The sequence below is a fragment of the Sulfuritalea sp. genome (assembly GCF_031426875.1).
Lineage (GTDB): Bacteria > Pseudomonadota > Gammaproteobacteria > Burkholderiales > Rhodocyclaceae > Sulfuritalea.
Map to the genome: position 1 here is coordinate 15,154 of NZ_JASJPC010000066.1, position 15,145 is coordinate 30,298.

14 protein-coding genes are annotated in these 15,145 nt (G+C 64.5%); 7 read left to right on the plus strand and 7 right to left on the minus strand.

All coding sequences use genetic code 11. From position 1 onward, the window contains the following. Window positions 1–2,907, plus strand: a complete 2,907-nt coding sequence (locus RMO95_RS22280; RefSeq protein WP_310452890.1) for an EAL domain-containing protein — start codon at window positions 1–3, stop codon at window positions 2,905–2,907. 230 nt (window positions 2,908–3,137) lie between these two features. Here the strand turns inward: RMO95_RS22280 and RMO95_RS22285 are convergent, their stop codons facing one another. The 3 genes from RMO95_RS22285 to msrB form a co-directional block, all read right to left on the minus strand. Beyond that, on the minus strand, window positions 3,138–4,469 hold the full coding sequence (locus RMO95_RS22285; protein ID WP_310452891.1) for a TIGR04283 family arsenosugar biosynthesis glycosyltransferase: 1,332 nt from the start codon (window positions 4,467–4,469) through the stop codon (window positions 3,138–3,140). A gap of 189 nt (window positions 4,470–4,658) precedes the next feature. Continuing rightward, complete coding sequence (gene msrA / locus RMO95_RS22290; protein WP_310452892.1) at window positions 4,659–5,267, minus strand: peptide-methionine (S)-S-oxide reductase MsrA; 609 nt, start codon at window positions 5,265–5,267, stop codon at window positions 4,659–4,661. Further along, window positions 5,264–5,764 (minus strand): peptide-methionine (R)-S-oxide reductase MsrB, encoded by a 501-nt coding sequence (gene msrB, locus RMO95_RS22295; protein ID WP_310452893.1) that lies wholly within the window; start codon window positions 5,762–5,764, stop codon window positions 5,264–5,266. The genes msrA and msrB overlap by 4 nt, the downstream gene beginning before the upstream one ends. 162 nt (window positions 5,765–5,926) lie before the next feature. Between msrB and RMO95_RS22300 the strand changes: the two genes are divergently transcribed. The 6 genes from RMO95_RS22300 (at window position 5,927) to RMO95_RS22320 (ending at window position 10,809) form a co-directional block, all read left to right on the plus strand. Continuing rightward, window positions 5,927–6,517 carry a sigma-70 family RNA polymerase sigma factor gene (locus tag RMO95_RS22300; protein ID WP_310452894.1) on the plus strand — a complete coding sequence of 197 codons (591 nt, stop codon included), beginning with the start codon at window positions 5,927–5,929 and terminating at the stop codon, window positions 6,515–6,517. Window position 6,518: 1 nt separating this feature from the next. Then, entirely contained in the window at window positions 6,519–6,698 is a 180-nt protein-coding gene (locus RMO95_RS22305; RefSeq protein WP_310452895.1) for a zf-HC2 domain-containing protein, read from the plus strand. Between the two features lie 5 nt (window positions 6,699–6,703). Beyond that, complete coding sequence (locus RMO95_RS23160; RefSeq protein ID WP_409574982.1) at window positions 6,704–6,910, plus strand: cysteine-rich CWC family protein; 207 nt, start codon at window positions 6,704–6,706, stop codon at window positions 6,908–6,910. A gap of 139 nt (window positions 6,911–7,049) precedes the next feature. Then, window positions 7,050–8,909, plus strand: a complete 1,860-nt coding sequence (locus RMO95_RS22310) for a diguanylate cyclase (protein WP_310452896.1) — start codon at window positions 7,050–7,052, stop codon at window positions 8,907–8,909. 85 nt (window positions 8,910–8,994) lie between these two features. Beyond that, entirely contained in the window at window positions 8,995–9,813 is an 819-nt protein-coding gene (locus RMO95_RS22315) for a hypothetical protein (protein WP_310452897.1), read from the plus strand. A 192-nt stretch (window positions 9,814–10,005) separates the two neighbouring features. Further along, window positions 10,006–10,809 (plus strand): HAD-IIB family hydrolase, encoded by an 804-nt coding sequence (locus RMO95_RS22320; RefSeq protein ID WP_310452920.1) that lies wholly within the window; start codon window positions 10,006–10,008, stop codon window positions 10,807–10,809. 198 nt (window positions 10,810–11,007) lie between these two features. Here the strand turns inward: RMO95_RS22320 and RMO95_RS22325 are convergent, their stop codons facing one another. Genes RMO95_RS22325 through ugpB form a run of 4 tightly spaced genes read right to left on the minus strand, consistent with a single transcriptional unit; the run spans window position 11,008 to window position 15,108 of the window. Then, window positions 11,008–12,018, minus strand: coding sequence for a sn-glycerol-3-phosphate import ATP-binding protein UgpC (locus RMO95_RS22325; protein WP_310452898.1), 1,011 nt, complete (start codon window positions 12,016–12,018; stop codon window positions 11,008–11,010). 10 nt (window positions 12,019–12,028) lie between these two features. Then, window positions 12,029–12,877, minus strand: coding sequence for a sn-glycerol-3-phosphate ABC transporter permease UgpE (gene ugpE / locus RMO95_RS22330; RefSeq protein WP_310452899.1), 849 nt, complete (start codon window positions 12,875–12,877; stop codon window positions 12,029–12,031). 10 nt (window positions 12,878–12,887) lie between these two features. Beyond that, window positions 12,888–13,769, minus strand: a complete 882-nt coding sequence (gene ugpA / locus RMO95_RS22335) for a sn-glycerol-3-phosphate ABC transporter permease UgpA (protein WP_310452900.1) — start codon at window positions 13,767–13,769, stop codon at window positions 12,888–12,890. Between the two features lie 28 nt (window positions 13,770–13,797). Continuing rightward, the gene (ugpB, locus tag RMO95_RS22340) at window positions 13,798–15,108 is read right to left on the minus strand and encodes a sn-glycerol-3-phosphate ABC transporter substrate-binding protein UgpB (protein ID WP_310452901.1); all 1,311 of its coding nucleotides are present in this window, start codon (window positions 15,106–15,108) and stop codon (window positions 13,798–13,800) included. Window positions 15,109–15,145 lie beyond the last annotated feature (37 nt).

A 15,145-nucleotide genomic window follows, 5' to 3' on the forward strand; every position in this document is an offset into this window, starting at 1 on the left:
TTGAGCGCCACCCTTGATGGTTTTCTCTATCGGTTGTCGGTCTATGCGGTCCCGATAGCGGTAACCCTGGCGTCGCTGGCAGTCTTGCTCCTACTGCCGAGCCAGTATCCACAAGACGGCGCGAGTCGGATCGAATTTGCTGTGGTGCAACAGGACGAAGCCGAGATGTCGTCATCCGACGCTCTCGGCGTCTTGGCTGGGCAAGAGCAGGTTACCGACTTCAGCACCCATTTGTCTGAAGCGCCGTTCTGGTTCAGCTTCACCGTCCCGGCCAGCGATCAACCCGCCATCGTTGAGCTTCCGTCGAGGCATGCCTTGGATGTGGAGTGCTGGAGCGCCCTCGACCTAACCCCATTGGGACGGGCTAACCGAAGCACGGCCCAAGGCGCCATGCGGGCGTCCAAAACCGGTTTTGCCCTGCGCCTTACCCCCCTGACGTCTGCCACCGGCGTTCTGTGCCGGGCAACCCATACCGGCCCCGCGCAGATTGCTGCGACGATGTGGTCCGAACCAAAGTTCGAGACTTCTGAGCACAAATTCCATCGCAACTCCGGTCTGCTCGACGGCGGACTGATCGTGCTCTCCATTTTTGTCCTGATGGTGGCCCTGATCAACCGCGAGTGGCTGTACGTCCTGTTCGCCGCCTGGCTCGTGGCCAACCTGCGCCTTGCCGCGATATCCGCAGGATGGGACGCACAGTGGCTGGAGCGTACCATCCCGCCGGACTGGCTGACGCCCCTGCGCAAGCTGACCACCACGGCCTACTATGTCCTGACCCTGGTTCTCTTCAGCCGCCTGTTCGTAGAAGACCTCAAACGGCCGGCGCTTCAATGGTTGCTGCGCGCCGGGCAGTGGTCCTGCGTCCCGCTCTTGATGGCGGCCATGTTTCTTCCATACGCGATCTTTCTGCCAGTGCTCTGGGTGCTGACCGCCGCCGGCGGCGCGATGCTCGTCTATTTGCTGGGGAGGATCCTGGTCGAGACGCGGTCCAAGGTCGCCATGTGGTACGGGGCGGGAATTGCCGTGGCCTTGCTGGCCAGTCTCAACGAGGTCGTAGCGGCGGCACTTGCCTTCCGCGACCTGATTGGCAGCGTCAACAGCGTGACGGCGGCGCTGGCGTCCAGCCTGCTGGCGGCCCTGGCGATCGCCGAGCAGATAAGGCAGGAAAAGCTGGAGCGAAGAAAGGCCCAGGACGAACTGCGCAATACCTATGAGGCAATACCGATCGGGCTGTTCTCGCTGGACAGCCGAGGCTGCATTCTGCAATGCAACCCGGCCTACACAGTCATGATGGAGCGCAGTTCATGCGCAGGCCGGTGGGGCGACGATTTCGATGCCGGCGCATGGGAGCGCCTGCAGACCTTCCTCGTCAGCGCCGCGAGCGAGGATCTGGAACTCACCGGCCGCGCCGGCGCCGATGGGCGCAGGAAGTCCTTCCTGGTCAAAGCCACGCTGGACAAAGGTCGGATCGAGGGGTCCGTACAGGACATTACGGTACGCGTCGAAGCCAGCGCGCGGCTGCGCTTCCTGGCCGACCACGATCCCTTGACCGTCACCCTCAACCGGCGCGGCATCGAGCGCGTGTTCAACGCCTCCAGTGAGGCGCTGGCGGACGATGAGGCGATGGCGCTGGCCTATGTGGATCTGGATCGCTTCAAGCTCATCAATGACCTGTTCGGCCATATCGCGGGCGACATGGTGCTGCGCCAGGTCTGTGAGCGCATCAACCAGACACTGGGCGGCGGCCAAATGCTCGGGCGCGTCGGCGGCGACGAATTTGTGGTGGTGTTTCCCAAAGGGGCGCTGCAGGAAGCCACGGACACCTGTCGACGCATCATCACGGCGATATCGACCGGGCCATTCACCGAAGGAGAGCGTGCGTTCAACGTGAAATGCTCGATCGGGCTGGTTGAGATTACGCGAGGCATCAAGGAGGATGACGCCGTGTCCCTCGCGGACCGCGCCTGTCGCGAAGCCAAGAGCGAGCGTGAGGGCAACCTGGTGATCTACCAGCGGGACATGTCGGTGTTTTCCGACCATCGGGATGAACTGCGCCTGATCCACCGTCTTGGCAAGGCCCAGCCGGAAGGACTCTTTCTGCTGATGCAGCCGATCATGTCCCTGCGCGATCCATACGGCTCACTGAACTTCGAAGTGCTGCTGCGCATGCGCGATACGGACGGGTCGATCGTTCCCGCCTGGAAGATCATTCCCGCGGCAGAGAGGAACGGCCGTATTGCGGCAATCGACAAATGGGTGCTGACCAGGACCCTGGAATGGTTGGAGGCAAACGCCCAACACTTGAAGAACTCCAGCTACGTTTCGGTCAATCTGAGTGGCGGCTCGCTCAATGACGAAAAGTTCATCGAGGAGGCTTTCGCCATCCTGGCGCGCCATCGCTCGTCGGTGCAGCGCTTGTGCATCGAAATCACCGAAAGCGTGGCACTTCACGATCTCGCCAATACCCAGCAGTTCATCGACGGCCTGCGGAAATTCGGCGCCAAGCTCGCGCTGGACGACTTCGGCGCGGGCTACACCTCGTTTTCCTACCTGCGCCGCTTGCCGGCGGACGCAATCAAGATCGACGGCGCCTACGTGAAGGATCTGCTGGCGCACCCGGCCAATCAGTCCATTGTCCAGGCCATAGTGGATCTGACTCGAAACCTGGGCATGAAGTGCATCGCCGAATGGGCCGAGGACATCCCGACACTGGACGCGCTGGCCGAGATGGGCGTGGACTACGTGCAGGGTTACGTGGTTTCCGAGCCGCTGGCGCCGGAGCGCATCCTGCTCGGCACCTCCGCCGCCGATTTCATCGAGGATCCGCGCACGGTGCAATTCGTCCGCGATGAACTGCCCGCCATCCTGGCGCGCGCCGACCAGCCCGGCCGCGACCGGTTCAACTGAGAGCTTGTGAATAAATCTACTGCGCGTGCCGGATCGGGGCTTGGGCGGCTCATTTGCCAACCCCGGCTATCCTCATGTACAACAACGTACGTTCCGGTAGCTGCGCTCCGGCCGCACCCCGCTGCGGCTCGCGGCTACGCCCCGTAGGAAGTCCCCTTGGAGGACGATTTCTTCTCAGGCTCTGAGTGCCTGCGCTCACTGCGGCCGCGTACCCGCAGCGCCAGCGCCAACTATTGCCAGCCTGAACTCGCAGCCTGCTGCAGCGCCTGCCAGCGCGCGACATCCTCGGCACGATCGACGTCCCACAGGCTTGCGGTTTCCCGCCAGCGCAGATTCAGTGCCGACAAGCGGCTGCGCGTCTGCGCCATGACGCGCTCGGTGCTCCAGTCGATGCCGGCGAACAGCTCGGCAACCGGCTGCCGCAGGCCGACCAGAAAATAGCCGCCGTCTTCCGTGGTGATGAAGGCGGCATCGGCGCCATCGTGCAAGGCCTGCGCCGCTTGCCGCAGGTGTTCGGGAGTCAGGGCCGGGCAGTCGGTGCCGATCAGCAACAGCGGCCGCTTGCCGTGTTCGGCAAAGATGTGCGCCATGCGCGCGCCGAGATCGAGCTCGGTCTGGACGCGCAGCTCCAAGCCGCAGCGCCGCCGTAGCGCGCGGAAAAAACGCTGGCGAACATCGGGAGCGCACCACAGCGTCACCGGGCCGATGCCGGCGGCATGGGCAGTGGCCAGGGTACGCAAGGTCAGTTGGCGCTGCAGGCGCGCCGCGCCCCCGGCGCCCAAGGCCGGAATCAGGCGCGTCTTGGCGTAGCCGGCAAGCGGCGCCTTGGCCATCACGGCGATCCCGATCGGAGCGGAATCCAGCCCGGCGGCACGCGGCCGGTAGCCATAGCGGCGCGCCAGGCGCGCGGGGTCGGCGCCGAGGAACCAGGCCGCGCGCAGCCACCACATCAGCAGGATGGTGCGCAGCACGCCATGCCGTTCCCAGCGCCGCGCCGAGGTGGTGACGATTTCGCGCAGGCAGGCGGGCGCAGTCCGTCGCTTGAGCGCGGCGCACAGCGCGATGTCTTCCATCAACGGCAGCTCGGGGTAGCCGCCCAGGTTTTCGAAAACCTCGCGCCGCACGAAAATCGCCTGGTCGCCGGTGGCGATGCCGGTCAGGCGCGAACGCCAGTTCATCATGCGCTCGACGATGCGCAGCAGTGGGTGGCGTCCGTCGATGCGCACGTCGAAGCGCCCCCAGTCCGCGCCGCCGGCGATGGCCTGCCGTAGCGCCGGCAGGGCCGCTTCCGGCAGCGCGCTGTCGGCATGCAGGAACAGCAGGATCCGGCCCCGGCTGGCGACTGCCCCGGCGTTCATCTGCGCGGCGCGGCCGCGTGGCGCGGCAAGCACCCGATCGGCCAGCGGCGCAGCCAGTTGCGCGGTGCCGTCGCTGCTGCCGCCATCGGCCACGATGAGCTCCACACCTTGCGCGCGCAGAGGCTGCAGCGCCTGCAGGCGTGCCGCGATCTGCGGTGCCTCGTTCAGCACCGGCATGACGATCGAGAGTTCGGCCTGCGTCATGTGGCTAGCCTCGCCGCCAGGCATGGAGGCGCCCCACCCAGGCCGGCAGCGCTTGCGGCGCAGGGGATTGGCATACCTTACCCGCCGGTGCCAGGTCTTTGGCGGGTCGCCAGCACCAACTCTTGCGGGCGAACGGGCAGAAACAGGCGGATGAAGCGGGCGGGCAGCCGCGCACGCCATCCGCTCGCTTCACTTGCCGCCCCAGATTTCCTCCACCCGCGCGTCGCGGCCGCAGGACTTGCGGTAGTAGTTGTAGCGGATCGGGTTCTTTTTGTAATAATCCTGATGGTATTCCTCGGCCAGCCAGAAGGTCGAGGCCGGGGCCAGCTCGGTGTATATGGTCTTGAACTTGCCGCTCTTCAGCAGGGCGTCGCGGCTGGCTTCGGCGACCTTGTGCTCGGCCTCGTTCTGCCAGTAGATGCCGCTGCGATACTGGGTACCGGCGTCGCAGAACTGCCTGTCCCTTGCCGTCGGATCGATATGCCGCCAGAAATAATCGACCAGCTGCGGGTAGCCGACTTTCTGCGGGTCGTAGATCACGCGCACCGCTTCGGCGTGGCCGGTGCCGCCGGCACTGACCTGTTCATAGCTCGGTTTCGGCGTCTTGCCGGCGGTATAGCCGGACTCGACTTCGATCACCCCGGCGAGCTTCTCGAAGTCCTTTTCGATGCACCAGAAGCAGCCGCCGGCGAAGATCGCCGTGGCGCGGCCGGCCCCTGGCGCCGCGGGTGCCTGGGCATAAGCGGTGCCCGCCAGCAGCGCGCAGAGTAGTGCGGCGATCCTTCCCAGCGGCTTCATGTCCGCAGCGCCGGCAATGGCGCGCCCTTGGGCACAAAGGCCAGGGCCACGCCGTTGTTGCAGTAACGCTTGCCGGTGGGCTGCGGGCCATCGTTGAAGACATGGCCCTGATGTCCGCCGCAGCGCGAGCAGTGATACTCGGTACGCGGCAGGATCAGCTTGAAGTCGGTCGAGGTGCCGACGGCGCCGGCCAGCGGCAGCCAGAAGCTGGGCCAGCCGGTGCCGCTTTCGTACTTGTGGGCGCTGTCGAACAGCGGCAGGTTGCAGGCGGCGCAGATGAAGCTGCCTGCGCGTTTTTCCGCATTCAGTGCGCTGCTGCCGGCGGGCTCCGTGCCTTCCTCGAACAGCACGCGGTAGGCGTCCGGGCTCAGCAGCTTCTTCCATTCCTGTTTCGGTTTGCTCAGCGCAAAGGCGCTGGTGGCGCCGGCGCTGCCCCAGGGCAGCGCCGTTGCGGCGGCGAGGCCGGAAATCCGGGAAATCCAGTGGCGACGGTTCATGTTGTTCTCCTGTGGTCGGGGCGCTGTCGGGGATGCGCGTGCTTGTGGCGTGCGATGTGCCTTAGTCGTGCCGGCTCCCGCATTCCTTACAAATGCGGAAGGTTTGCCCATCTTAGTCATCCTGGGTCAAAATGCGTTCCCTCCGATAGCCCTGCGAGCGCCATGGAACTGGATCGTCAAAGCGAGCTGAACGCCCTGCGGCCCGACCTGCTGCGCTTCGCACGCCTGCAGCTGCGCGACGCCGGTGCCGCCGAGGATGCGGTGCAGGAAACTCTGCTCGCGGCGCTGACGGGCGGCCATCGCTTCGAAAGCCGCTCGTCCTACAAGACCTGGCTGATTTCCATCCTGCGCAACAAGATCATCGACATCATCCGCGCCCAGAGCCGCGAAATCACCGCGACCTCGCTGGCCGGGGATGAGGACGGAAGCGAAGCTGGCGACGAGCTGCTGAGCGAGTCGCTGTTCGATCGGCGCGGGCACTGGAAGGAGACTGCGCGGCCCGGACGCTGGGCCGATCCCGAAGCCTCGTTCGAGCAGCAGCAGTTCTGGCGCGTGTTCGAGGCCTGCCTCGATCACCTGCCGGAGAAGACCGCGCGCGTCTTCATGATGCGTGAATTCCTCGGCTTCGAGACCGGGGAAATCTGTAAGGAAACCGGGATCAGCGCGTCCAATTGCTGGGTGGTGCTGCATCGCGCCCGGATGGGGCTGCGTACCTGCCTTGAAGAGAGTTGGTTTGCCGGAGCGAAAACCTGAGATGTTGAGTTGCAAACAAGCCACCGAATTGATGTCGCAGGAACAGGACCGCCCGCTGAGCCTGGCCGAGCGGGCAGGGCTGCGCCTGCATGTCTGGATCTGCACCGGCTGCGGCAACTACCGCCGGCAGATGGCGGTGCTGCGCGCGGCGTGCCGCCGCTTCGGCAGCGGCACGCCGTGAATGCCGTGTCGGCAAGCGCCGCGCCGACCGGTGTCTGTGCGCAATGCGGTGCACCATTTCGCTGCGACATGGAAGCCGGCGACGCGGAGTGCTGGTGCGCCAGGCTGCCGCCGCTGTTGCCGCTGCCGGCGCCGGCCGATCCCGCAGCGCCGGCGACCTGTCTCTGCCCGGCCTGCCTCAGGCAAAGGCTGTCTTCGATAGACGCGACTTGAGCGCCGATGATCGCGGCATTCGGCGTTACGCATGCCTGCATGCACCGGTTCGATTTACCATCCCGAAGTCATGGTTATTTGCTAGCATGCGTCATTTTTCGCGCAGGCAAACAGCATAGGGACGCGGCGGCCTGAATCCATGAAACTCAAAGACAAAACCCAGGTGTTCTTCGTCGGCATCCTCGCCGTGCTGGTGGTGGTGCTGACCGTGCTTTCCGCACTGAGCTTTCGCCGCTTCTCGATCTATACCGCGGAACGCCATGCGCGCTCGGTGGCCGAGACGGTCAAGGTCGCCCTGACCGAGAGCATGATCAACGGCAGCATAAGCAAGCGCGAGCAGCTACTGACACGGCTGGCCGGAGTTCCCGGCGTGCACCAGGTGCGGGTGGCACGCGGCCCGGCAGTGGTCAAGCAGTTCGGGCCGGGCTTGTCCAGCGAAGGCGCCGCCAGCCAGGATGTCACCGCGGTATTGCGCACCGGCAAGGAAAGCTTCGAGGTGACCGACGTCGACGGCGAACTGATGTTTCGTGCGGTGATTCCCTATGTTGCCGGCAATGACGGCGTACCCAACTGCCTGCAATGCCATGTGGTGAGCGCCGGCACGGTGCTGGGCGCGGTCAGCATCGACATATCCCTGGCCGAAGTGCGGCGCCAGGGCATCATCGCCGTGGTCATGGTCAGCCTGGCCGTGCTGGTGGCTGCGCTGCTGGCACTGGGGCTGCTGCGGCGCATGATGAATCCGCTGGCGGAAGCCGCGCAAAGCGTGCAGGAGGTCACCTCGCTGGCGGTGGGCGGCAATTTTTCCGGGCGCGTCCGCCAGCGCAGCAATGACGAAGTGGACGAGATCGCCCTCAACATCAATCAACTGATGGCCTTCCTCGAACGCGAGGTAGGCACCATTCGCACCCGCGTCGGCCAGTTGATAGGCCACCAGGTGGTCCGCGAAGGCGGCAACCAGCTGGTGCACACTACGGAGCTGGTGGAAAGCCTGGTCGAGGCCTCGCAGTTCAAGCAGGCGATCGAGGAGGACCAGACCAAGCTCGAAATCTATCAGCGCCTGTCCGACATGCTGCAGCGCAAATACGACTTCAAGCGCTTCTCGATTTATGAAGTTGCGGCGAGCAAGAACCGCATGACGCCGATCCTGGTCGATGGCGAAGCCGGCGCCGCGTGCCGCCATTGTGATCCGCAGGTGGTGGTCGATGCCAGTTTCTGCCGCGCCCACCGCACCGGCCACGAAGTCAATGCAGTGGATTATCCCGGGCTATGCACCATGTTCCGTCCCGGATCGGCCGGCGAAACCCACATCTGCATGCCGATCACCCAGTCCGGTTCGGCCATATGCGTGGTGCAAGTCGTCGTCGCGGCCGACGAAGGCGCATTGGCGCGACTGATGATGCCGTTTGTCAGCGTCTATCTGCGCGAGGCCGGACCCGTGCTGGAGGCCAGGCGCCTGATGGAACATCTGCGCGAAAATGCCCTGCGCGATGCCATGACCGGCCTCTACAACCGCCGCTTCCTCGAAGAATACGTGGGCGCGCTGGTGGCCGGCAGCCAGCGGCGCAAGAGCGCGTTCTCGGTGCTGATGCTCGACCTGGATTTCTTCAAGCAGGTCAACGACACCCACGGGCACGAGGTCGGCGACAAGGTGCTCAAGACCTTGGCCGATATCCTGGTGCGCAGCGTGCGCGCCTCGGACATCGCCGTGCGCTACGGCGGCGAGGAATTCCTGCTGTTGCTGACCGACACGGGCGCCGCTGCGGCGATGGAAGTCGCGGAAAAAATCCGCGGCCAGGTCGAGGCGACCAAGATCCCGCTGGCCGGCGGCATCCTGCAAAAAACCATCTCGATCGGCGTCGCCGAATTTCCGGCCGATTCGGACACCTTCTGGCAGGTGGTCAAGTTTGCCGACGTGGCCCTGTATCAGGCCAAGTCGGGCGGCCGCAATCGCGTGGTGCGTTTCGCGCCCGCGATGTGGGACGCCAGCGCCAGCTATTGACCTGTCGTATGGGTTTTGGATATTGCCGGCGTCATGAGCTTGGGTTATATTCCCCTACTTTGGCAATGGATATTGAGGGAGCGTCATGACATCCGAAGATAGTTACCGGCAGGCGGAATACGACCTCCAGCGTCTGCGCGTCGATTTGCGCGGGCAACTTGCGATGCGGCGCAAGAACTCCCTGTATTCGGTTCTCGGGATGCCTGCCGACTGCAGCGACGCCGAACTGGCCGAGCTCATCGGCGGCCTCAGGAAATCCGGCCAGCCGCTCGATGCCGAGACGCGCTATGCCGTGGAAACCCTGGGCGATGCGGTTGCGCGCGAGCAGTTCGACCGGCGCCTGATGGAACAGCTCAAGAGTCGGCCGGCCACATCCGCGCGCATGGATCAGGCCTGGGAACCGGCGCTTGCCGCGCAGGCCGGCGGCGGAATGAAGGTGTTGCTGGTCGCGATCGTGCTGCTCGGCGCCGGCTATCTCGGACTGGGCTACATGAAGGACAAATCGGATCGCGAACTGCGCCTGAAGGACGCCGAAATTCGCAGCGAGGAGATCCGGCGCAAGGCCGAGATCAGCGACCGGGTCGTCGACAACCAGAAGGTCGCGCTGGAGGCTTCGATCGCGGCGCAGGAGCGCGCCGCCGAATTGCGGGACCGGCAACTGCTGGAGGCGCGCATGCGGGACGACAAGGCGCGGCTCGATTCCGCCTATCGCCAGGAGCAGCAGGCGGCGCATGCGGAGCAATACCGCCAGCAGATGGAACAGTCCCGGCTTCTGGCCGACGCGCGTCGCCGCGACCAGGAAGCCGCCAACCAGACCCGGGCCATCCGCCAGCAGGCGATCCAGGACGCCATCGCGCGGGGCAATTACAACGAGGCCCAGCGGCTGCGCAATCAGCAGTACTGACGGCGCTCCTGCCCGGCGATGGGCGCCACGAGCGCCGCAAACCGATGTTGCCGGCCTTGTCGGCGGCCGATTGCGCGAGCGCTCATTGGATGATAAAAGGGTAATCCCGCCACCATCCCGCAAGCGCCGATCGATGACAATCCAAGCCAATTCATTCGCTACCAAGGATTGGAGGGTAGTCCAGTGAGCGCGATGGACGACATGCAGCCGCTGGCTGGATTTTCCCTGGCGGCGCGCGCGCGGACCGTCGGCGTGCTGGCCGATATCGACGACACGATCACCACGGCAGGACGCCTCACCGCCGCCGCTTACGCTGCGCTGGAGCGCCTGCAAAACGCCGGTATCAAGGTGATTCCGGTGACCGGCCGACCCGCCGGCTGGTGCGACCACATCGCACGCATGTGGCCGGTCGATGCCGTGGTGGGCGAGAATGGCGCCTTCTGGATGCGCTACGAGGCCGGCGCCAGGCGGCTCAAGACCGTGTTCGCCGGCCTGCCGCCGGCCGACCGGCAAAGGCGGATCGACGCTCTGGCTGCCGAAATACTCGCTGCCGTGCCGGGGTCCGCGCTGGCCTCGGACCAGTTCTGCCGCGTTGCCGATCTGGCCATCGATTTTTGCGAGGATGTCGCGCCCCTGCCGCCGGCCGCCGTGGACGCCATCGTGCGGCGCATGGAAGCGGCCGGCATGCGCGCCAAGATCAGTTCCATCCACGTCAACGGCTGGTTCGGCGACTACGACAAGCTGAGCACGACGCGCCGCATGCTGGCCGAAGAATTCGGAATTTCTTTGGAGGCCGGGGCGGAACGACAGCGCTGGGTGTTCGTCGGCGATTCGCCCAACGACGCGCCGATGTTCGGTTTCTTTCCGAATTCAGTGGGCGTCGCCAACGTGCTCGATTGTGCCGGCCGTCTGGCGCATAAACCGGCCTGGGTCACCGCCGCGCGTGCCGGCGCGGGATTCGTCGAACTCAGCGAGTTGCTGCTGGCAGCACGGTAGTCCTCGCGAACGGCGCGAGGCCGTGCATCAACCTGCAAAAACCATTTGATCCGCAGATTTCGCCGATTAACGCAGATGGATCAGGGCGTTACTTGGTCAGGTCATACCACCTGCCGGGTCAGCCGAGGGTACCGGCCACTTTGTTGTTCTCTCTGCGTAATCTGCGTCATCTGCGGATTGAACTGATGCTTCTTGGGATCATATCTCGATGCGCAGCCCGCTGGCCGCATCGAAATAGTGTTCGTGCTCTTGCGCGTAGCGCACCGGCAACTTGCCGACGTGCGCCGCAAACGACTGATGCAGGCGCACCGTGACCCGGGCGCCGTTCGCGTCGTCGGCGAGATGGCCATAGACCAGCGTGTCGCTGCCGAGTGGCTCCACCAGGTCGACGTCGACCGTCAGCATCGCTTCGCTCGGCGCACAGGGTTCGAGGTGCTCCGGGCGCAGGCCGAGCAGGATGTCCCGGTCCTTGCGCCGGGCCGGAATCAGGTTCATCGGCGGCGAACCGATGAAACCGGCGACAAAGGTGGTGGCCGGTTTTTCGTACACGTCGAGCGGCGCCCCGATCTGCTCGGCGCGCCCGGCGTTGATCACGATCATGCGTTGCGCCAGGGTCATGGCCTCGACCTGGTCATGCGTCACGTAGAGGCTGGTGGTCGCCAAGCGGCGATGCAGCGCCTGTAGTTCGGCGCGCATCTGCACCCGCAGCTTCGCGTCGAGGTTGGAAAGTGGCTCGTCGAACAGGAATACCGCGGGTTCGCGCACGATGGCGCGGCCCATGGCGACGCGCTGGCGCTGGCCGCCGGAAAGCTCGCGCGGCTTGCGATCGAGATAGGGCCCGAGTTCCAGGATCTCCGCTGCCCGCTTGACGTGCGCCTCGATGTCGGCCGGGGCCATGCGGCGGATCTTGAGGCCATAGGCCATGTTCTGGCGTACCGACATGTGGGGGTAGAGCGCATAGTTCTGGAACACCATGGCAATGTTGCGGTCCTTGGGCTCGATGTCGTTCACCACGCGCTCGCCGATCGCGATCTCGCCCGAGGTGATGGTCTCCAGCCCCGCCACCATGCGCAGCAGCGTCGACTTGCCGCAGCCCGAAGGCCCGACCATCACCACGAACTCGCCGTCGCCGATGTCGACGTTGATGCCCTGGATCACCTTGACCGCGCCGAAGGATTTGTGCACGTTGCGGATCGATACGCTGGCCATTATTGCTTTCTCATTTTTCGGTTTCCACGAGTCCCTTGACGAACCACTTCTGCATCAGCAGCACCACTGCCGCCGGCGGCAGCATGGCCAGCATCGCCGTGGCCATGATCAGGTTCCATTCGTTGGCCGAGTCGCCGCCAACGATCATGCGCTTGATGCCGATCACCACCGTGTACATCGACTCGTCGCTGGTGATCAGCAGCGGCCACAGGTACTGGTTCCAGCCGTAGATGAACTGGATCACGAAGAGCGCCGCCATGGTGGTCTTCGACAGCGGCACCACCACGTCCCAGAAGAAGCGCATCGGCCCGGCGCCGTCGATGCGCGCCGCCTCGGCCAGCTCGTCCGGGATGGTCATGAAGAACTGGCGGAAGAGGAAGGTGGCGGTCGCCGAGGCGATCAGCGGCAGCGTCAGGCCGGCATAGGTATTGAGCAGGCCGAGGTCCGCCATCACCTTGAAGGTCGGGATGATGCGCACCTCGACCGGCAGCATCAGCGTGACGAAGATCATCCAGAAGAAGAAGTTGCGCAGCGGGAAGCGAAAATAGACGATGGCGAACGATGAGAGGATCGAAATGGTGGTCTTGCCCAGCGGCACCGCCAGGGCCATCACCGTGCTGTTGATCAGCATGTCCAGCACCGCCGCCTTCGAGCCCGTGGTCGACCCGCCTAACAGCACCTGGGAATAGTTTTCGATGAAATGGCCGCCCGGCAGCAGCGGCATCGGCACCGTCATGATCTCTTCGAGCGACAGCGTGGACGCGACGAAGGTGACGTAGAGCGGGAACGCGATCACCAAGGCGCCGACAATCAGGACGGCGTGCGTGACGAAGTCGAGCAACGGCCGTTTCTCTACCATCGGACACCCATCAGTACTGCACCTTGCGCTCGATGAAGCGGAACTGGATCACTGTCAGCGCGATGACGATGATCATCAGGATCACCGATTGCGCCGAGGAGCCGCCGATGTCGGCCGACTTCACGCCGTCGTGGTACACCTTGTACACCAGGATCTGGGTTGCCTGCGCCGGCCCGCCCTGGGTGGTCGCGTCGATCACGCCGAAGGTTTCGAAAAACGCGTAGACGATGTTGACCACCAGCAGGAAGAAGGCGGTCGGCGACAGCAGCGGCAGCACGATGGTCCAGAAACGCCGCGCCGGCCCCGCGCCGTCGATCGCCGCCGCCTCGATCAGGGATTTCGGAATCGACTGAAGCCCGGCGAGGAAGAACAGGAAGTTGTAGCTGATCTGCTTCCACACCGAAGCGATGATGATCAGCAGCATCGCCTGGTCGCCCTTGATGATCCAGTTCCAGTCGACGCCGAGGCCCTTGAGCACGTAGGTGACGATGCCGATCGACGGCGCGAACATGAACGCCCACAGCACGCCGGCGACTGCTGCCGCCACCGCGTAAGGCCAGATCAGGACCGTTTTGTAGGCCAGCGCGCCGCGTACCGCCCGGTCGGCCATGGTGGCGAGCAGCAGTGAGATCGCGATGCCGAGGCCTGCCACGGAGACGCTGAACACGGCCGTGGTCTTGAACGACTCCAGGTAGTGCGGATCCCTGAACAGGGCCGTGAAGTTGTCGAAGCCGACGAATTCGCTGTGCAGGCCGAATGCATCCTGCAACTGGAAGGAATACCAGACGGCCTGTCCCGCCGGCCAGAAGAAGAAAATGATGGTGATGGCGAGCTGCGGCGCCAGCAGAACATAGGGCAGCCACGCCGAGCGGAAGACTACGCGCTTTTCCATTCCGTTCGGCGTGCCGGTGTCACTGAGCTTACTTGTTCGCTGCCTGGAACTTGCGCAGGATCTCGTTGCCGCGCTTCACGGCGTCGTTCAACGCCGTCTTGGCGTCCTTCTTGCCCGCGAATACGGCCTCCATTTCCTCCTCGATCACTTCGCGGCCCTGCACGTAGTTGCCGAAGCGCAGGCCCTTCGAGTTCTCGGTCGGCGTGTTCAAGGTCAGCTGCTTGACGGCCATGTCCCGCCCCGGGTTCTTGTCATAGAACCCTGACTTGCGTGTCAGTTCGTAGGCGGCCTTGGTGATCGGCACGTAGCCCGTGGTGGTGTGCCATTCCATCTGGATTTCGGGTTGCGAGAGGAAGGACAGGAACTTCGCCACGCCCTTGTACTCGGCCGGTTTCTTGCCGCCCATCACCCACAGCGAAGCGCCGCCGATGATCGAGTTCTGCGGTGCGCCTTTCACATCGTCGTGGTACGGCAGGAAGCTCAGTTCCCAATCTGTCTTGCCCGCCTTGATGGTGCCTGCCAGCGCGCCAGCGCTGATGGTTGCCATCGCGCACTCCCCGGATTGGAACTTGGAGTCCGCCTGGTTGGTGCGCCCGGCGTAAGTGAACAGGCCTTTCTTCACCATGTCGCCGAGCATCGCGACGTGGCGCACGTGCAGTGGCGAGTTGATCTTGAACTCGGTGTCGACGCCGCCCATGCCGTTCTGCTTGGTGCCGATCGGCACGTTGTGCCAGGCACTGAAGTTCTCGATGTGAACCCAGGCTGGCCAGCCGGACGTATAAACGCAGTCCTGCCCGGCCGCCTTCAGCTTCTCCGCGACTGCGATCAACTCCTTCCAGGTTTTGGGCGGCACCGGCGGCAGGCCGGCCGCCTTGAACTTGTTCCGGTCGATGTAGAAAAGCGCGGTCGAGCTGTTGAAGGGGAGGGACAGCATGTTGCCCTTGATGTCCGAGTAGTAGCCCGCCACGGTGGGCAGGTAGGCCTGCGGATCGAACGGTTCCTTGGCGTCCGTCATCACCTTGGCCACCGGAACGATGGCGCCCTTGGCCGCCATCATGGTCGCGGTGCCGACCTCGAACACCTGCAGAATGTGCGGCGCGTTGCCGGCGCGGAAAGCGGCGATCGCAGCCGTCATCGATTCGGGGTACTGCCCCTTGTAGACGGGGACTACCTTGTATTCCTGCTGGCTGGCGTTGAACTTGGTGGCCAGTCCGTTGAGCGCCTCGCCGAGCGCGCCCCCCATCGAATGCCACCACTGAATCTCGGTCTGGGCCTGGACCGTGGCGCTGCCAAGAAGTCCGGCGGCGAATAACGTAGCGCTGAGTGCTTTGAATCGCATGGTGTTCTCCTTTGGTTGCCTGAATTCCGATTTTCGC